We start from the raw sequence: 18,726 nt of genomic DNA on the forward strand, positions 1-18,726 counted from the left end.
TTTTTTGTTGGCGGATGCCCCTGCCCCTCGACTTCGCTCAGGCCGAACGGAGCTTGGCATCACGCCAAATACGCCGTTCACGCTGGGCGAAGTCGGGGGGCGCGCCCGTTGCTTAGAAGCGGAACGCCGCCGTTGCGCGCAGCGAATGCCAGCGGAATTTGTCGTCCGAGCGCCGGATGTCGGTGCCGGTCGTGTTGGGCGCCAGCACGAACGGATTGGTGGCGGGAGCCGACCCTTGCGTCACGCGCACCCGCGTGTCGTCGTCGCGATACTGGTGGTACATATATTCCATGCCGATCGAGAAGTTGCGCCCGATCTTCTGCTCGATGCCGCCACCGCCGAGAAAGCCGAACTGGTTGCGGTCGCCGCTAAGCGCAAAGGCATTGGCCGCGTTCGAGGTGGTGAAGCTGCGGTTGATCCGCGCATAGCCACCGCCGAAGGTACCGTAGAACAGCGTATTGTTCGCCGCATAGCCCGCACGGCCCCGCACCGAGGCTTCCCAGTCGATGCTGCGGGTGAAGGTGTACCAGGCGGGCGTGGTCGAGAAGCCCGACACGCTGTCGGTGATCTCCGACTTGCCGAACTCGCCGACCGCACCATAGACGATGTTGCCGACCTGATGGTCGATACCGACGCGCCCATAATAGGCGATGCCGTCCTTGTCGTTGTCACAACCGGTCGCGGCATTCTGGGGCGACAGCACGCTGCGCGCGCGGCCGTTGCAGAAGCCCGGCGAAAAGGCATTGGCACCCGTCGCGGTCGTCACGACGTCGCCGAACCGGCCATCCAGATTGCGGTCGAACAGCATCCGCGAGCCGATGTCGTTGCCCTGCACGTCATAGCCGAAGCTGCCGCCGACATAGACGCCCGAAAAGGGCGCGTCGTCCTCGCCCGCATAGCTGCCGTCCTGCGCCATCGCCGGTGCGGCGAAAAGCACCGAGGCCATCGCCCCCGCCATCCAGAATTTCGTCATGATCACTCCCGTACCCTTGGCTTATAGGTGCTCGCGGAACGGGCAGGCGGGCCGGAATATCCCATGTTAGCCATCCGGCAAACTTTTGTCGCAATTGAAGGGACCTACGCCAAAGCTGGCGCGACGCCCCCGCAATGCCTATAGTTCCCGTTATGTCCAATGATCTGTTCGCGGGCGGCGCCCGTCCCCAGCCTGCCTATGATGCCTCCTCGATCGAGGTGTTGGAGGGGCTGGAGCCGGTTCGCCGCCGCCCAGGCATGTATATCGGCGGCACCGACGAACGCGCGCTGCATCACCTGGCCGCCGAGGTGCTCGACAATGCGATGGACGAGGCCGTCGCCGGTCACGCCACCCGAATCGAGGTGAAGCTGGAGCCGGGCAACCGCCTGACCATCGTCGACAATGGGCGCGGCATCCCGGTCGATCCGCACCCCAAATTCCCCGACAAGTCGGCGCTGGAGGTCATCCTCTCGACGCTCCATTCGGGTGGCAAGTTCACCGGCAAGGCCTATGCGACCTCGGGTGGTCTGCACGGCGTCGGCGTGTCGGTGGTCAACGCGCTGTCGTCGGACACGGTGGTCGAGGTCGCGCGCGACCGTGTACTTTACCGCCAGCGTTTTGCCCGTGGGCAGACTCTCGGCCCGCTGGAAACCGTCGGGGCGGCCCCCAACCGGCGCGGGACCAGCGTCGCCTTCACCCCGGATACCGAGATTTTCGGGCCCGAACTTGCCTTCAAGCCCGCGCGACTGCACAAGCTGGTGCGGTCCAAGGCCTATCTGTTCGCGGGCGTCGAAATCCGCTGGCACTGCGCGCCCGAATTGATCTCGGACGACACGCCCGCCGATGCGGTGTTTCAATTCCCCGGCGGCCTGGCCGACCATCTGAAGGAACAGATTGGCGGCCGCGAATGCGCCACCGCCGATTTCTTCTCCGGCAATCAGGACTTCCCGGCCGAGCAGGGCCGTGTCGAATGGGCGGTCGCCTGGCCGCTATGGAGCGACGGCAGCTATAGCTGGTATTGCAACACCATCCCGACCCCCGATGGCGGCACGCACGAACAGGGGCTGCGCCAGGCGCTGGTCCGGGGCCTTCGCGCGTTCGGCGAGCTGGTGAACCAGAAAAAGGCCAAGGACATCACCGCCGACGACGTCATGGTCGGCTCCGAGTTGATGCTGTCTGTCTTCATCCGCGAACCGCAGTTCCAGAGCCAGACCAAGGACCGTCTCACCAGCCCGGAGGCGGCGAGCCTGGTGGAAAAGGCGATCCGCGATCATTTCGACCATTATCTCTCGGCCAATATGGACCGGGGCAAGGCGCTGCTCGGCTATGTGCTCGACAGGATGGACGAGCGTTTGCGCCGCAAGGCCGAGCGCGAGGTCAAGCGCAAGACCGCGACCAGCGCGCGCAAGCTGCGCCTGCCCGGCAAGCTGACCGATTGCGCCGCCGACAGCCCGGAGGGGACCGAGCTGTTCATCGTCGAGGGCGACTCGGCGGGCGGCTCGGCGAAACAGGCGCGCGATCGCAAGACCCAGGCGATCCTGCCGATCCGCGGCAAGATCCTGAACGTCGCCAGCGCCACCTCGGCCAAGATCCTGCAAAATCAGGAGATTGCCGACCTTACGCTGGCGATGGGCTGCGGCACGCGCAAGGATTGCGACCCGACCCAGCTGCGCTACGAAAAGATCGTCATCATGACCGACGCAGACGTGGACGGCGCGCATATCGCCACGCTGCTGATGACCTTCTTCTTCCAGGAAATGCCCGATCTCGTCCGGCGCGGGCATCTCTATCTCGCGCAGCCGCCGCTCTACCGCCTGACGGTGGGCGCCAAGTCTCTCTATGCCCGCGACGACGCCCACCGCGCCGAACTGGAACGCACCGCGTTCAAGGGCAAGAAGGTCGATGTCGCGCGCTTCAAGGGGCTGGGCGAAATGAATCCCGGTCAGTTGCGCGAAACCACCATGGATCCGGCGACCCGCAGCCTGATCCGCATCACCCTGCCCCAGGAATATGAAGAGCGGGCGGGCGTGAAGGATCTGGTCGACCGGCTGATGGGCAACAACCCCGCGCACCGCTTCGCCTTCATCCAGGAAAATGCGGCAAGGCTGGACGAAGAGGTGATCGACGCCTGATTCAACGCCTTGGAAATAATAGATTACTTGTCTTTATGACAGGATCATGAAGAATATTGCCCTCCCATTCGGCGTTTAGGCAAGTGCCGGGACCGCTCGGCGCTTTTGGAAGGAAGGGACTGGCTTCATGATCCTGCTACCATTGCTGATACAAGCGCAAACCCCGGTTTCGCCGCCCCAGAATCTCTCGCGCCCCGCCGTGGAGAATGTCGTCACGCTGCCGACCGAGACGGGCTCGACCATCACCGTCACGGGCGACAATCTAAAGGCGGCGCAGGCCGATCTGGACAGTTGCCTTCGCGATCATTGCCCGCCCAAGGAGGACATAAAGCGCTCGCTGACCTATGCCGAGTTGCAGTTCATCGCGGGCGACTATCGCGGCAGCCATGGGACCCTAGCCGCATCACGCTATCGCAATGCCCGATACGCCGCCGAACTGCCCCATGAGGTTTCGGGTCTGCACCGGGCGCTCGGGCGCCTGACCCGGCTGAACGGACTGCCCTCCAGCCCGATCACCAACGCATCCGACGCGGTCTATGCCCTGCGCGCCGGACTCCCGGCCGGGACACCCGCCATCTATCAACAGCGACTGGAGGTCGGCGACGCCATGGCGCGTGAAGGCCGGGCCTATGGCGCGCTTCAACATTATGGCTGGGTCGCGCACTCGGCCGAGAAGGCTGGGCTGAGCGACGTGCTGGGCCAGGCGCTGGTCCGCACCGCGCTCGTCACCAGCGCGCTCGCCGCCGACCATGCCGAATGGCGGCCCCGTGCCAAGGCATCGATCGATCAGGTCCTGAACCGCACCGAACCCGGCATGCGCCCCTATCGCAACGTCGTGCGGACCATCGCCATCCAGCTGGCGTCGGACAGCGACCGCCCGGCGGTGATCGACAAGGTGCTGGCCGAAATGGAGCCCGATGGTGACCAGCAGGTCGTCGTCTATTCCCCTTCGATCCTGCCACGCGACCTGTCGGAAGGCGCAACGGCGGTCGACGCCGGCCCCGCCTTTGTCGACATCAGCTTCCGGGTCATGCCGGACGGCCATGTGAAGGATATCGAGCCGGTCAACCTGACCGCTTCGACCCGCCCCGCCTGGATCGACGTGGTGACCAAGGCGCTCGCGGAGCGTCGTTATACCCGGCTGCCCAACCCGACCAATTCGGACGGCATGCTGCGGCTGGAGCGTTATACCTTCATCTCCAGGCTGGGCGACGACACCGGGTCGCGTATGATGGTCCGATCCACCGCGCGCCAGATCAGCAGATTGGACCTGACCGCCGCCGTGACACCGGTCGGCGCGCGGCAATGACGGCCCGGACGATGCGCACGCCGGCGCGTTGACGGGACCGGCCAATGACTCGTATGAAGGAAAAGGGCGGCCACCTGTGCCGCCCTTTGCTATTTGAAGGAGACGTCCCGTGACCATCACCGCCCTGATGCCCGTTTACCCACGGTGCGGGGTGCGTCCGGTCCGAGGTGAGGGCGTCTATCTGTACGGCGAAAATGGCGAGCAGTATCTGGACTTTGCCGCCGGAATCGCGGTGAACGCCCTGGGCCATGGCCATCCGAAACTGGTCGATGCGATCGCCAAACAGGCCGCCACCCTGATGCATGTGTCGAACCTGTACGGCAGCCCGCAGGGCGAGCATTTCGCGCAGCGGCTGGTCGATTCGACCTTTGCCGATACGGTGTTCTTCACCAATTCGGGCGCGGAAGCGGTCGAGTGCGCGATCAAGACCGCGCGTCGCTATCACTTCGCCAACGGCAATCCGCAGCGTCATACGCTGATCACGTTCAACAACGCGTTCCATGGCCGGACGCTGGGCGCGATCTCGGCGACCAACCAGCCCAAGATGCGCGACGGGTTCGAACCGCTGCTGCCCGGCTTCACCTATGCGCCGTTCGACGATCTGGAAGCGGCGCTGGCGCTGATCGACGACAACACCGCCGGTTTCCTGGTCGAGCCGATCCAGGGCGAAGGCGGCCTGCGCCCCGCCAGCATGGAGTTCCTCCAGGGCCTGCGCAAGGCGTGCGACGAGCATGGCCTGCTGCTGGTGCTGGACGAGGTACAGTGCGGTTATGGTCGCACCGGCAAATTCTTCGCGCATGAACTGTACGGCGTGACGCCGGATATCATGGCGGTGGCCAAGGGCATTGGCGGCGGCTTCCCGCTCGGCGCGTGCCTGGCGACCGAGGAAGCGGCCAAGGGCATGGTGATCGGCACCCACGGTTCGACCTATGGCGGCAACCCGCTGTCCATGGCGGCGGGCGAAGCGGTGCTGGACGTGATCCAGGAGCCGGGCTTCCTCGACCATGTCGAGGCGATGGGCCAGCGGCTGCGCTCCACGCTGGAGCAGATGATCCCGAATTTCGATCATCTGTTCGAGGAGGTGCGCGGCCACGGCCTGATGCAGGGCTTGAAGATGAAGAGCGACAGCCGCCGCTTCGTGGCGCATTGCCGCGACCATCACGGCCTGCTGCTGGTCGCGGCGGGCGAGAATGTGATCCGCATCCTGCCGCCGCTCACCATCGACGAGAGCCATATCACCGAGTTCGCGACGAAGCTGTCGGACGCCGCGCGCGTCTACGTCCCCGCCGCCGACGATTAATCCCTGCCACCCCGGCGGTCGGAAACCGCCGGGGGACGGAGTACCGACCATGACGATCCGCCACTTCCTGAACCTCGCCGACGCCGGTCCCGAGGGTGTGACCGCCATTCTGACCGATGCCCAGGCCCGCAAGGCCGCCCGCGCCGGTTTCACCAAGGGCCGCGTCGATGCCGACGCCCCGCTCGCCGGCCACACCTTGGCCATGGTGTTCGAGAAGAACTCGACCCGCACCCGCGTCAGCTTCGACATGGCGATCCGCCAGCTCGGCGGCACCTCGATCGTGCTCGACGCCGGGACCATGCAGCTCGGGCGCGGCGAGACGATCGCCGACACTGCGCGCATCCTGTCGGGCTATACCGACGCGATCATGATCCGCACCGACGACCATGCCAAGGTCGAGGAAATGGCGCATTATGCCAGCGTCCCGGTCATCAACGGCCTGACCGACCTGTCGCATCCCTGCCAGATCATGGCCGACCTGCTGACCGTGATCGAAGCGGGCAAGACCCTGTCCGGCCTGAAGGTCGCGTGGCTGGGCGACGGCAATAATGTGCTGCACTCGATCGTCGAGGCGGGCGGGCTGCTCGGCTTCGACGTCGTGGCGGCTTGCCCCGAGGGCTATCACCCGGAGCCCGGCACGCTGGAACTGGGTCGGGGTCGCGCCACCTGCACCACCGATCCCCGTGCGGCGGTCGAGGGCGCGGACATCGTCGTCACCGACACCTGGATCTCGATGGGCCAGGCCCATGCCGAGGAAAAGCTGGCGGCGATGATGCCGTTCCAGGTCAATGCCGGGCTGATGACGTTGGCCAAGCCGGACGCCAAGTTCCTCCACTGCCTCCCCGCCCACCGCGAGGAGGAAGTCACGTCGGACGTGATCGACGGTCCGCAGTCGCTGATCTGGCCGGAGGCGGAAAACCGGCTCCATGCGCAGAAATCGGTGCTGCGCTGGTGCTTCGGCCAGATCGGTTGATCGTCGCCCACCACACCCTATTTATGGAAAGGCCGGCGGCTTCGTCGGCCTTTTCCTTTCCCCCGCCCCACCGGCACCATATCGCTCGAATTCTGTTTCGGGCGTAAAGGCACGAGCATGACCGACATCACCCTGCCCGAACTCGACCGCGCGATCGGTTTCACCATCCCCGAGCAGCATGCGCGCGGCCGGCTGGTACGGCTCGGCCCGGTGCTGGACGAGATTCTCGCCGCCCATGCCTATCCCCCCGCGATCGAGCGGCTGCTGGCCGAGGCGCTGACGCTGACCGCGCTGATCGGCACCACGTTGAAGGATACCGGCGGGCAGCTGACGATCCAGACGCGCAGCGACAGCGGCGTGATCCAGTTGCTGGTCTGCGACTATCGGGGCGGCGAGTTGCGCGGCTATATCCAGTTCGACGCCGACAAGCTGGCCGAGCTGCCTGCCGAACCGACACTCTTCGCGCTGTTCGGACAGGGTTATCTGGCCATCACCTTCGACCTGGCGATCACGGGCGAACGCTATCAGGGCATCGTGCCGATCGATGGCGAGACGCTGTCGGCGGCGGCGGAAAGCTATTTCACCCAGTCGGAGCAGATTCCCAGCCTGCTACGCGTCGGGATCAGCAAGGGGCCGGACGGTCGCACCATCGCGGGCGGCCTGTTCCTCCAGCATCTTCCCGAGGGCGAGGAGGGTCGCGAGCGGCTGCACGTCAAGCTCGATCATCCCGAATGGGAGCATGTCCAGGCTCTGGGCCAGACGATGCAGGTCGACGAACTGGCGGACGCGGGTCTGCCGCTGGAGACCCTGGTCTGGCGGCTGTTCCACGAGGAGCAGAATGTCCGGGTGCAGGAAGCCCCTGCCATCGTGCGCGGGTGCCGTTGCTCGGCGGACTATATCGCCAGCGTCATCACCAAATTCTCGGTCGAGGAACGGCGCGAAATGGCGGATGCCGATGGCCTGATCTATGTCGACTGCGCCTTCTGCGCGACGAAGTTCCCGGTGCCGTTCGACGCCGATCCGGTAGCGTGACGGAGGCTGGCGCCGCTTCATGCGGTGCGGCGCCCCTCCTATCTATAGCGGACGCTCCCCCTTCCCCATCAGAATGGGGAGGATGGGGCTCAACCGCCCAGCGCCTCGATCAGCGACTTGACCTTCTGCTGACGCCATTGGGGCAACGGCGCGACCAGCCAATAGCCCATGCGCGACGGCACCGCCTCGCCGGTCGCCACGACGCGTCCCTCGGCCAGATCGCGTTCGGCGAGCAGATGCGGGACGATGGCGCGTCCCAGCCCCGCCGCCACCGCGTCGATCGCCAGCCCTGCATCCGTCACGCGGACCAGCGGCGCCCCTTCTTCGGGCGCACCCGGCCAGGCGATCAGCGGTGCGTCGGCCGGGCCAATGGGAATCATCCCGTCCGACTCGATCGCCTCGCCCTCCAGCCCGCCAGGGCCATCGCCCCAACGAATGGCGAGGTCGAGATTGGCCTCGGTGAAGTCCAGCCCCTCGTCCGACGCGATCAGCGAGAAGCGAAGGTCCGGATCCGCCGCCGCGATGGCGGCCAGGCGCGGCATCAGCCATTTTTCGGTCACGTCGCGCGGGGCGGCGATGGTCAGCGACTTGGACGACTGGCCCGCCTGCATGGCGCGCACGGCATCCTCGAACTGCAGGAAGCCCGCGCGAAGCGGTGCAAGCCCCGCCTCCGCCTCGGGCGTCAGCTCCAGCCCGCGCGTGGTCCGCCGGAACAGCACGACGCCCAGCGTGTCCTCCAGCGCGCGGATCTGCTGCCCCACCGCCGCCGGGGTCACCGCCAGTTCGTCGGCAGCGCGCGTGAAGCTCAGATGCCGGGCCGCCGCGTCGAGCACGCGCAGGCCGTTGAGCGGCAGATGCGTCCGCTTCACGATTCCACCGCCGGCGCGACCAGCGCGAACTGGGGGATGGCCGCGTCGAAGGTCACGCCATCCGCGCCGACCATCCGGTAACTGCCCTGCATCGCGCCACTGGTCGTGGCCAGCGGACAGCCCGAGACATAGTCGTAAGATGCGCCCGGCTGGATCACCGGCTGTTCGCCGACCACGCCTTCGCCCTCGACCGAATGGCGCGCGCCGCGTCCGTCGGTGATGATCCAGCGGCGGGTCAGCAACTGCACCGGCTGGTCCCCGCCATTCTCGATGCGGACATGATAGGCCCAGAACCAGCGCCCACGCTGCGGCTCGGACTGTTCGGGCAGATAGCTGACCGACACGCGGACCGTCACCGGCCCGCTCGTCAGTGCGTGGGGGAAGAGCGCCTTCACAGACTCACGGCGCGCAGCGCCTGGTCGAGATCGTCGATCAGGTCGTCCGCATCCTCCAGCCCGATATTGAGGCGCAGCATCCCCTCGCCGATCCCCATCTCGACCCGCTTGTCCTCGGCGACGCCCGCATGGGTGGTCGAAGCGGGATGGGTCATCAGCGAGCGCGAGTCGCCGATATTGTTGGAGATGTCGATCAACTCCAGCGCGTCGAGCAGGCCGTGCGCCTGTTCGCGACCGCCATCGAGTTCGATTGCGAAGATGCTGCCGCCCGCCTTCATCTGGCGCATGGCGAGTTCATGCTGCGGATGGCTGGGCAGCGCCGGGCACAGGACGCGCGGCACGCGTCCCTCCAGGAACCGCGCGACCTTCAGCGCCGATTCCGACTGGCGATGGATGCGCAGGTCCAGCGTCTCCAGCCCCTTGAGCACCACCCAGGCGTTGAACGCCGACAGGGTCGGGCCGGTGTTGCGGGTGAAGGGCAGCAGCGTGTTGGTGATGAAATCCTCGGTCCCGCACACCGCGCCTGCCAGCACGCGGCCCTGCCCATCCATCATCTTCGTGGCGGAATAGGCGGTCACGTCCGCGCCGAAATCCATCGGCCGCTGGAGTGCGGGCGTCGCAAACGCATTGTCGACGACCGTGGTGATCCCCCGCTCGCGCGCGATGGCGCAGATCGCCTCCAGATCCGCCACGTCCATCGTCGGATTGGCGGGCGTTTCGAAGAAGAAGACCTTGGTCTCGGGCCGCACCGCGTCGAGGAATGCCTGCGGATCGCGCGCATCGACGACGGTGGTCGCAATACCGAACTTGGGCAGCAGCGTGTCGGTCAGCCAGCGGCACGACCCGAACGCCGCGCGCCCGCCGACCAGATGGTCGCCCGCCTGCAACTGACACAGCAGCACCGCGGTCATCGCCGCCATGCCCGACGCCATGGTCCGGCACGCCTCGGCACCCTCCAGCAGCGCGATGCGCTGTTCGAGCATTTCGACGGTCGGGTTCTGGAGGCGGGAATAGGTCATCCCCTCCTGCTCGCCCGCGAACCGCGCCGCGGCATCGCCCGCCCGGTCATAGCAATAGCCCGAGGTGAGGAAGATCGCCTCGGAGGTTTCGCCATATTCGGACCGCGCGGTGCCGCCCCGAACGGCCTGCGTCGCGGGGCGCCAGTGGTTGGTGATCGAACGGTCCTGGCCAGTCTTGCGCTTCATGCCCGTCCATTTGCCGTTCCGGGGGGCGGGGTTCAAGGATATTCGGACGCCAGGCTTGCAAGTGTCGCCGTTACCCGAGCGGAACGAAGTTGCGCGCGTCCCGGTTATGCGCATCCGATCCAACAGGGAGAATGAAAATGAAGATCCGCATCGGCCTGCTGATGGCCGCAAGCCTGGTGTCGCTGTCGGCCTGCAACAGCAAGGGCACCGACAAGCTGGCGGAGAATGTCGAAAAGGCCGCCGACAACCGGGCCGACACCATGGAGACTCAGGCGGACGCGCTGCGCAACGAGGCCAAGGCGCTCGACCAGAAGGCCGAAAAGACTCGCGACTATGCCGAGGACCGCGCCGACGCGATCAAGGCGGCAGACGTCAACGCCAGCGCGATGAGCCCGGAACAGCGCGAAGCGATCGTCGCAAACCAGGCTGCGGCGGTTCGGTAACGACGCCAAATCCCCCCTGTTAAGGGGCGGTGGCAGTCCGCAGGACTGACGGAGGGGTGTTACCATCGGCGCAGACACCCCTTTCACCAGTGCCGCATTCCCTCCGTTACAGGAAGGGAATGCGACTATTGCGCCTCGCGATGGTTGGTCACCTTGCCATAGATCGGCTTGGTGACCGTGGTCAGGCGATCGCCGGCATCGCCGGTCAGGTCGAGGAACAGGATGCGGTTCGCCCCCGGCTTCATCCACGGCGCGGGCGTAAACAGCGTATGGACCGGTCCGATCCCCCAGTAGCGGCCCAGATTATGGCCGTTGAACCACAACTGCCCCTTATGCGCGCCGCGCATGTCGAGATAGGTGTCGGCGGGTTTCGCCACCCTCATCTCCGCCTCGTAGAAGCAGGGACCGGAGCAGGGCTTGGCTGACAGCTTCAACCCCGACACATCGTCCATCGGCAGGCGGAACATCTGCCAGTCGCGCAAGGCCTGCCCGGCCAGCGTCACCGCCCCGGTAAGCCCGGTCTGTTCGGTCCGGATCGCATGGCTGTAGTTCACCCGCCCGGTATTCTCGACCAGGATGTCCAGCGTGGCGGGCGCGGTGCGCGCGGGCAGTTCCACCGTTTCCTGATCGAGCCGCCGGTCGAGCGTGCCGACCAGCTTGCGGCCGAGATAGACCTGCGCATAGCTGTGCATGCCCTTGAGCATCAGCGTCCCCGCCGGGCCCTTTGGCACGGTAACGCGGTAGAGGACGTAACCATAATTCTGGTCGAGCTCCTCGAACGTCTTGGGCTCGGCCGCGCGCACCGGCTGGGGAAGATTGTCCCATAGCGACGCGCTGCGCCGGATGGCGGAGACGGGGAAGCTCTGCGCCACGGTCGCCGCGGGCGTCGGCGCGGCGGGCTTGCCGGTGACCTCGGCGATGGCGGCAGCGATCAAGCCATATTTGTAGCGTGGATTGCCCGCCTCATCGATTGGCGTGTCATAATCATAGCTGGTCGTGTCGGGGTGATAGTCCTTGCCGGTGTGCGAATCCGCCCCGTTCATCCAGCCGAAGGTGGTGCCGCCATGCACCATGTAGAGCGAGATCGAATAGCCGCGCTTGAGCATATAGGCCATTTCCTCGGCCTCTTTCTTGCCGTCGGTCTCGTGATGCTCCTCACCCCATTTGTCGAACCAGCCCGCCCAATATTCGCCGACCATGCGCAGGCCGTCGGGGCGGAACGCCTCCAGCTTGGCGATCGCGTTCTGCGCGCCGCCCGACCCGAAATTGACGACCGAGGGCAGGTTGGGCAGCGAACCCTTGGCCAGATCGCCGCCCTGGTTGGAGGTGAACAGCACGCCGTCCGCGAACCCGGCGCGCTTGTACGTCGCCTCCAGACCGCGCAAATAGGCCTGATCGTCGCCGAACGCGCCATATTCATTCTCAAGCTGAAGCGCGACGATCGGCCCGCCATTCTTCATCAGCAGCGGCTTCACCTCCTGCCCCAACCGCATCAGCCAGCGATCGACGGCGGCGGTATATTGGGGATCGGTCGAACGCAGCACGAGGCTGCGATCCTTGAGCAGCCAGGAGGGATAGCCGCCCAACTCCCACTCGGCACAGACATAGGGACCGGGACGCAGGATCACGTCCAGCCCTTCGGCCTGGGCATCGCGGATAAAGGCGACGATGTCGTTCTGCCCGCTAAAGTCATAGACTCCGGGGCGCGGTTCGTGCGCGTTCCAGAAGGCATAGGTGGTGATGGTGTTCAGACCCATCGCCTTGGCCTTGCGCAACCGGTCGCGCCAATAGGCACGCGGGATGCGGACATAATGCATCTCGCCGGAAATGACCTGATGCGGCTGGCCGTTACGGAGGAAGCCTTTGCCCTTCACCTCGAAACTGCGGGCGGGATCGTCATTGGCGGTGGGGATTTGGGCCGACAGGGGGGACAGCGCCGTCGCCGCCAAAATTCCGAACACCATCGATCGAACCGCTCGCGTCACGTCACTCTCCCGCCATTCGGACCGGACGGGATGTGTCGGACGATAGGCCCCATCCCTGCCCTTTCGCCATGGGTGCCATGCGGAAGCACGTTCGTCAAATTGTCTGACCATTGACCCTTGCAAGTCGATGCCCTCGACCACCGCGACGGCGTGCAATGTTAAACACGCATTATTCAGAATGCGCCGCGCGGCGCATAGGGCAACTTGCTGGGGAGGAATTTGCGCTGAGGGCGCAGATGCGCATAACGTCGGCGGCAGGCTGTCCGACCGTCCGATCAGCGCACACCTCTGCTCCCCAATTCCATATCGACAGGGACATTGGATGCGCGGCCAGCCGCGCCAACCCCATTGCCCCGTCCCCGCTCCAGCGTCATGACCTTTGCCATGCGCCGCCTGCTCGCCCCTATCAGCCGCCCGGTCCCGGCGCTGCTTGCCATTCTCATCGCCGCACAGGCGCTGTTCTGCTGGCGGTTGACGACACCGCACATGCTTGTCTTCGACGAGGTGCATTACGTCCCCGCCGCGCGCACGTTGCTGGCGCTGGAGGGACCGGTGAATATCGAGCATCCGCTGCTCGGCAAGGCGCTGATCGCGCTTGGTATCCTGATCTTCGGCGATGATCCGCTCGGTTGGCGGGCGCTGTCGACGCTGGCGGGGACCGCGATCGTCGGGGGCGTGTTCGCCATCGTCTGGCTGATGACGCATCGAACCCGCGCGGCGGCGATCGGGGCGGGGCTGACCCTGGTCAACTTCATGGTGCTGATCCAGGCGCGGATCGCGATGCTCGACGGGTTCATGGCGGCCTTCGTCGTGCTGGCGGTGGCGGCCATGGGCTGGGCGATGCGGGGATCGGTGTCGCAGAGCCGCTGGCGGTGGACGCTGGGCGCGGTGCTGCTCGGGCTGGCGGTCGGGGTCAAGTGGGCGGCGGTGCCCTATCTGGGCTATGCCGCGATCGGCTTCGTCCTGATGAAGCGCGGCGATCCGACGCGCTGGCCCGGCCTCTCCTGGTGGTCGGCCTGGGCGCTGCTGGGTCTGGCGGCGATGCTTGCCTATCTGGCGACCTTTGCCCCTGCCTTCTTCTATGCGCGCGAGCCGATGACGCTGGCGCACCTCCTGCCCTTTCAGTGGGAGATGTATGCCCGCCAGACCCAGGTCCTGCCGCCGCATCATTACCAGTCGGCCTGGTGGAGCTGGCCGGTGATCGGGCGGCCGATCTGGTATTTCTATGAGGTCGCCGACGGCGCGCAGCGGGGCATCTTCCTGCTCGGCAATCCGGCGGTGATGTGGGGCGGGCTGGTCGCGGTGGCGGCCTGTGCGCTGGGCTGGCTGCGCACCCGCGAGATGCGGCTGGGCGTCGCGGCGGCGCTTTGGATCGGTGGCTTCGCGGTGTGGGCGATCATCCCCAAGTCGCTGGGTTTCTATTATTATTACTTCCTGCCGGCGATCTGGCTGTCGGTCGCGCTGGCGGTGGCGATCGATCGGTGGCGGGCGGCGCTGCGCGACTGGGACGAGGCCTATCTGGTCGCGGCCGTGTGTCTGTTCGTCTATTTCTATCCGATCCTGACCGCGGGGGCCTTGGCGGGGCCACGATCCTTCCTTCGGTGGACGTGGTTTACCGATTGGCGGTGAAGGGCGGGACGTGCACTTCGACTTCGCTCAGTGCGAACGGCGTTTCGTACCAAGCTCCGTTCAGGCTGAGCGAAGTCGAAGCCCACGCCCCGCCATCACCGCCAGCTCAATACCGCCCCCACACGAACCGCGACGACAGCGCGTAATTCCATACCGCGCCGACCAGCACCCCAATCAGCGCCGACACAGCCCATTCGTTCGCCCGTGCATCGTGCAGAAAGGCCGCAACGCCGACATTGGCAATCGCCCCCACCGCGCAGACCAGGCAGAAGGACACCCAGCCGTCGAGCAGCGGCCGGAATCCCCGCAACCGCCGATCGCGATAGGTCAGCGCGTTGTTCAGGAAGAAGTTGAACGTCATCGCCGCCGCCACCGCGACGATCTGGCTGGCCAGGAAGGTCGCGCCGAGCAGCACGAAGAACAGGCTGAGCACCGCCATATGGACGCCCACGCCCAGCACCCCGATCGCGGAGAACATGGCGAAGCGCACCGGCACCACCTTCCCGAAACGACGGTCGTAGAGCGCAATCAGATATTCCATCGCGACGACGTGATCGAGCTTCGACTCGCCCTCGGTCCGCACGCGGAAGACATAGGGCATCTCGGCGGCGCGCAAGGGGCGCGGCGAGGCGCTCATGATGTCGAGCAGGATCTTGAAGCCGATTCCCGACAGATGCGGCACCGTCTCGCGCGCCACGGCCGTACGGACCATGAAGAAGCCGCTCATCGGGTCGGACAGGTTCACGTTCAGCACCCGCTGCGACAGCCGGGTCGCAAAGGCCGACTTGGCCACCCGGTCGCGGTCCCAGTCGCCCGTCCCGCCGCCATCCACGAAGCGCGAGCCGACGACGATGTCGAGATCATCCTCCGCCTGCAACCGGTCGAGCATCTTCGGCAGCAGCGTCTCGTCATGCTGCAGATCGCCGTCGATCACCGCCACGACGGACGCGGCGGTGGCGCACATCCCCTCGATACAGGCCGAGGACAGCCCGCGCCGTCCGATCCGCTGGATCACCCGGACGCGGGGATCGACCCGTGCCAGTTCGCGCGCGGCATCCGCCGTGCCGTCGGGGCTGTTGTCGTCGACGAAGATCGCCTCCCACCGCCGCCCGGCCAGCGCCTGGTCGAGCTTGGCGATGAGCACGGGCACATTGGCGCGCTCGTTGAAGGTCGGGATGACGACCGCGAGTTCGAGGAGCGCGCTCACCGGTATCAGAGGCGCTCGAGGATCGCGTCGGCCATGGCGCGGGTCGACAGGCTGCCGCCCAGATCGCCGGTCCGCGCGCCGTCGCGGATCGCGCCCGCCACCGCCGCGTCGATCCGGTCGGCGGCCTCGCCCAGCCCCAGCGAATGGCGCAGCATCATCGCCGAGGACAGGATCGCCGCGCACGGGTTGGCCTTGCCCTGCCCGGCAATGTCGGGGGCCGAGCCATGGATCGGCTCGTACAGCCCCTTGCCCGTCGCGCCGAGCGCGGCCGAGGGCAGCATCCCGATCGAGCCCGCGCACATCGACGCCTGATCCGAGAGGATATCGCCGAACAGATTGCCGGTCAGGATCACGTCGAACTGGCCCGGATCGCGCACCAGCTGCATGGCGCAATTGTCGACATACATATGCTCGAGCGCGACCTCGGGGTAATCCCTGGCCACCTCGACCACCACGTCGCGCCAAAGCTGCGACGTTTCCAGCACATTGGCCTTGTCCACCGACAGCAGGCGACGGCGACGGCGCATCGCGGTCTCGAAGCCGACGCGGGCGATCCGCGCGACCTCTTCCTCGTCATAGCGCATCAGGTCATGACCCTCGCGCAGACCCGCCTCGGTGGTGCCGCGCCCCTTGGCGCCGAAATAGACGTCGCCGGTCAGCTCGCGCACGATCACCATGTCGATGCGCCGCGCGATGTCAGGACGCAGCGAGCTGGCATCCTCCAGCCCCTCGAACAGCCGGGCGGGGCGCAGATTGGCGAATAGGCCGAACGCCTTGCGCAGCCCCAGGATCGCCTGTTCGGGCCGATGCGCACGCTCCAGCGTGTCGAAGCGCGGATCGCCGACCGCCCCGAACAGCAGCGCATCGGCGCGCTCCGCCACCGCCAGCGTCTCGGGCGGCAGCGGATGGCCCGCCGCTTCATACGCCGCGCCACCGACCTTGGCCTCCTCGAAGGTCAGGCCCAGGTCCAGCGCCTCCAGCACGCGCCGCGCTTCCGCCGTCACTTCCGGCCCGATGCCGTCACCGGCGAGGATCGCGATCAATGCCATGGGTGGCCCCTTCTTACCTATGTTCGGAGCGCCCTTTGCCTTAGCGGGCAGGCATCACGCAACCGCCCTTTTGAAACGGTCGAACAGTCGCGTGCGGGCAGGCATGGGATCGTTGCGCAATCCGGCCAATATGTCGCGGGACAGGAAATGTGCGGTGATCCGTGCACCCGCGAAAATCTCGGCCCAGTCGGCCGCCCCGCCATCGCGCAAAAAGGGCGGCAACGGGAACAGTCGCGCCTCATAGCCGAAGGCGGCCCCCACCGACACCGCCGCCCCGCTCTTCGGGCTGACATAGGCGAGATCCTCGGCATTCCCGGTCACGGTACAGCGCTCCAGATCGAGCCCGAACCCCAACTGCCCCAGCAACAGCAATTCATACCGCACCAGCGCCCCCGCCCAGCCGCGCGCCGACGGGGCCGATTCGATCGCGGTCAGCACCGCGTCGAGCGCATCGTGCAGGACCGGATAAGGCTGTTCCTCGGGCAGCGCGGCGGCGGTCAGTGCGCACAGCCACTCGATCCCGGCGGCGGCCAGCGGCTCGCCATGAAGCCCCGCGCGGCTATGCCCCGGCTCGATGGTCAGCGCGGCCAGTTGCTCGACCGTCCGCGCCCGCCATTCGCCGATGATCCCGTTGCCCGGTTGCAGCACCGGCCTGAGCGCCCGCGACCGCCCGCCCCGGACATAACCCGGCTGCACCCCGTCCTCGCGGGTCAAGGCCCGCACGATCGCCCCATGCTCGCCATGCGGCCGGACCGACAGGATGATGGCGGGGGCGACGCGGTGCATGGAGGGGGATGTAGGGGGGAATGGGATGGGATGCTATGCGTGGAGAAGCGGACAACAGTATCTCCAAGAAGCAGCATACGCCACCAAACAACGCCACGGCCGCCGATGAAAAGTTGGAGGCCACGGCGTTTTTATCTTGCTCCAATGACCCGCGTTACGTCACCATCCCGCAAAATTATCTCGAGTCAAAACCACAGAAATGGACAGATCATTGATATGATTTTGGGTTTTGTCAAAAGATCAGTGACTTGGGCGGCATTGCTCACACTTTCCCAAGCGGCGCATGCACCGCTCTCGACACTTCGAGCGCAAGAAAACCCCTCCACCCTACCCGCGACCTTTACCGACCGCCCGGTTTTCTGGATACCTGATGCCGGATCGGGATGGATCGACTTCGAGCCCAAAAGCGATATCGTCATCATCCCGGTCGTCTTGAACGGTCACTCCACGAAAGCGATGATTGATACGGGCTTCGATCATGTCGTTGTGAGCAAGGCCTATGCCGACGCCCATCATCTTCCCCGGACGCCTTGGGCCAAGTCGGAAAGTGTCGGTGGGCCGACGCAGCTCTATACCACGCCGTCCGCCACCCTGGATGTCGGCGCGATTCGCACCACGAAACCCGGTGCCGTCACTGTCATGGACCTCAGCCGATTGAACGCCGTGGGCCTTGCCGATGTCGAGGTGGTCATCGGCCTGCCCATACTTGGCATCTTCGAATGGCAGGTCGATCAGGATCATCATCGTTTCCGGTTGCTAAGCAGCGGATCTATCCCGATCCCCAACGGCATTCCGATCCGGGTAGGGCCAAACAACTCTCGGCTGGTCACCGACGTCTCGATCAACGGCCAGTCCGTATCCCCCACGATGATTGACACCGGCAACGACAGCGCGGTTTCCATCTCGCCTGCTGTTGCCGAGCGTACGGGGTTCAAGCCGCAGACGGACATCGGATCGGTCGGCGTTGGGGGCATGGTCGTCCACCCCCTCGGCCGACTGACCGATTTCACGCTTGGGGCGTACAGGGTTTCGGGTACCTATGCGACGGTCGAGCAAGCGAACTGGTGGGGATCGAACGAGATACAGGCCTCGATAGGCATGGGCGTGCTGCGCGCCTATAATATGACGGTCGACCTGACAGCGGGACGGATGCTGCTGGAACCACGAATGCCGCCGTTAAAGCCAGCCTATCGAAGCACATCCGGCATACAGGGATATACCCGGAACGGACGGTTATCGGTCGCCCATGTCATGAGTCAATCACCAGCGGCCGCTGGCAAGCTGAAACCAGGCGACGAGATATGCGCCATCGATCAAAAGGCCATCTCAAAAGAATTGGTCGAAGATTATTTTGCTCACGCTGCCCCAGGAACCAAACATCTGCTGACTCTCTGCGACGGAACTTCGCGGGCAATCACATTACGCAGCTTCTACTAACG

At 65.8% G+C, this 18,726-nt stretch carries 16 protein-coding genes; 8 read left to right on the forward strand and 8 right to left on the reverse strand.

The features are described 5' to 3' along the window. Positions 1-112 precede the first annotated feature (112 nt). Positions 113-973, reverse strand: a complete 861-nt coding sequence (locus tag NZL82_RS11740; RefSeq protein WP_261269940.1) for an outer membrane protein — start codon at positions 971-973, stop codon at positions 113-115. Between the two features lie 152 nt (positions 974-1,125). Between NZL82_RS11740 and parE the strand changes: the two genes are divergently transcribed. From parE to NZL82_RS11765, 5 genes are all read left to right on the forward strand, one after another. Next, complete coding sequence (gene parE, locus NZL82_RS11745; protein ID WP_261269941.1) at positions 1,126-3,105, forward strand: DNA topoisomerase IV subunit B; 1,980 nt, start codon at positions 1,126-1,128, stop codon at positions 3,103-3,105. A 127-nt stretch (positions 3,106-3,232) separates the two neighbouring features. Then, positions 3,233-4,414 carry a hypothetical protein gene (locus NZL82_RS11750; protein ID WP_261269942.1) on the forward strand — a complete coding sequence of 394 codons (1,182 nt, stop codon included), beginning with the start codon at positions 3,233-3,235 and terminating at the stop codon, positions 4,412-4,414. 109 nt (positions 4,415-4,523) lie between these two features. After that, a complete protein-coding gene (locus NZL82_RS11755) occupies positions 4,524-5,714 on the forward strand; it encodes an aspartate aminotransferase family protein (protein WP_261269943.1) in 1,191 nt (396 codons plus the stop codon). 49 nt (positions 5,715-5,763) lie between these two features. After that, on the forward strand, positions 5,764-6,687 hold the full coding sequence (gene argF / locus NZL82_RS11760) for an ornithine carbamoyltransferase (RefSeq protein ID WP_261269944.1): 924 nt from the start codon (positions 5,764-5,766) through the stop codon (positions 6,685-6,687). A gap of 117 nt (positions 6,688-6,804) precedes the next feature. Further along, entirely contained in the window at positions 6,805-7,719 is a 915-nt protein-coding gene (locus NZL82_RS11765) for an Hsp33 family molecular chaperone HslO (RefSeq protein ID WP_261269945.1), read from the forward strand. Between the two features lie 89 nt (positions 7,720-7,808). Here NZL82_RS11765 and NZL82_RS11770 read toward each other — a convergent pair whose 3' ends face one another. Genes NZL82_RS11770 through NZL82_RS11780 form a run of 3 tightly spaced genes read right to left on the reverse strand, consistent with a single transcriptional unit; the run spans position 7,809 to position 10,188 of the window. Next, complete coding sequence (locus tag NZL82_RS11770; protein WP_261269946.1) at positions 7,809-8,588, reverse strand: LysR family transcriptional regulator; 780 nt, start codon at positions 8,586-8,588, stop codon at positions 7,809-7,811. Next, complete coding sequence (gene apaG / locus NZL82_RS11775; RefSeq protein WP_261269947.1) at positions 8,585-8,983, reverse strand: Co2+/Mg2+ efflux protein ApaG; 399 nt, start codon at positions 8,981-8,983, stop codon at positions 8,585-8,587. The genes NZL82_RS11770 and apaG overlap by 4 nt, the downstream gene beginning before the upstream one ends. Next, positions 8,980-10,188: a PLP-dependent aspartate aminotransferase family protein gene (locus NZL82_RS11780; protein ID WP_261269948.1), complete on the reverse strand. Its 1,209-nt coding sequence runs from the start codon at positions 10,186-10,188 to the stop codon at positions 8,980-8,982. Before NZL82_RS11780 ends, apaG begins: the two co-directional genes overlap by 4 nt. Before the next feature lie 137 nt (positions 10,189-10,325). Between NZL82_RS11780 and NZL82_RS11785 the strand changes: the two genes are divergently transcribed. After that, on the forward strand, positions 10,326-10,631 hold the full coding sequence (locus NZL82_RS11785) for a hypothetical protein (protein ID WP_261269949.1): 306 nt from the start codon (positions 10,326-10,328) through the stop codon (positions 10,629-10,631). 125 nt (positions 10,632-10,756) lie between these two features. Here the strand turns inward: NZL82_RS11785 and NZL82_RS11790 are convergent, their stop codons facing one another. Then, a complete protein-coding gene (locus NZL82_RS11790) occupies positions 10,757-12,595 on the reverse strand; it encodes a beta-galactosidase family protein (protein ID WP_261269950.1) in 1,839 nt (612 codons plus the stop codon). Between the two features lie 393 nt (positions 12,596-12,988). Between NZL82_RS11790 and NZL82_RS11795 the strand changes: the two genes are divergently transcribed. Beyond that, positions 12,989-14,245, forward strand: coding sequence for a phospholipid carrier-dependent glycosyltransferase (locus NZL82_RS11795; protein WP_261269951.1), 1,257 nt, complete (start codon positions 12,989-12,991; stop codon positions 14,243-14,245). A gap of 106 nt (positions 14,246-14,351) precedes the next feature. On the opposite strand, the gene NZL82_RS11800 is transcribed toward NZL82_RS11795, so the two are convergent. From NZL82_RS11800 to recO, 3 genes are read right to left on the reverse strand one after another with little or no spacing between them, the layout of a single operon-like run. Then, the gene (locus tag NZL82_RS11800) at positions 14,352-15,452 is read right to left on the reverse strand and encodes a glycosyltransferase family 2 protein (RefSeq protein WP_261269952.1); all 1,101 of its coding nucleotides are present in this window, start codon (positions 15,450-15,452) and stop codon (positions 14,352-14,354) included. Between the two features lie 5 nt (positions 15,453-15,457). Then, positions 15,458-16,501 (reverse strand): 3-isopropylmalate dehydrogenase, encoded by a 1,044-nt coding sequence (gene leuB, locus NZL82_RS11805; RefSeq protein ID WP_261269953.1) that lies wholly within the window; start codon positions 16,499-16,501, stop codon positions 15,458-15,460. Between the two features lie 54 nt (positions 16,502-16,555). After that, complete coding sequence (gene recO, locus NZL82_RS11810) at positions 16,556-17,287, reverse strand: DNA repair protein RecO (protein WP_261269954.1); 732 nt, start codon at positions 17,285-17,287, stop codon at positions 16,556-16,558. A 144-nt stretch (positions 17,288-17,431) separates the two neighbouring features. On the opposite strand from recO, the gene NZL82_RS11815 reads away from it, so the two are divergent. After that, entirely contained in the window at positions 17,432-18,724 is a 1,293-nt protein-coding gene (locus NZL82_RS11815) for an aspartyl protease family protein (RefSeq protein WP_261269955.1), read from the forward strand. Positions 18,725-18,726: the final 2 nt, after the last annotated feature.

The sequence above is a fragment of the Sphingomonas sp. LC-1 genome, from assembly GCF_025371035.1.
Classification (GTDB): Bacteria; Pseudomonadota; Alphaproteobacteria; order Sphingomonadales; family Sphingomonadaceae; genus Sphingomonas; species Sphingomonas sanguinis_E.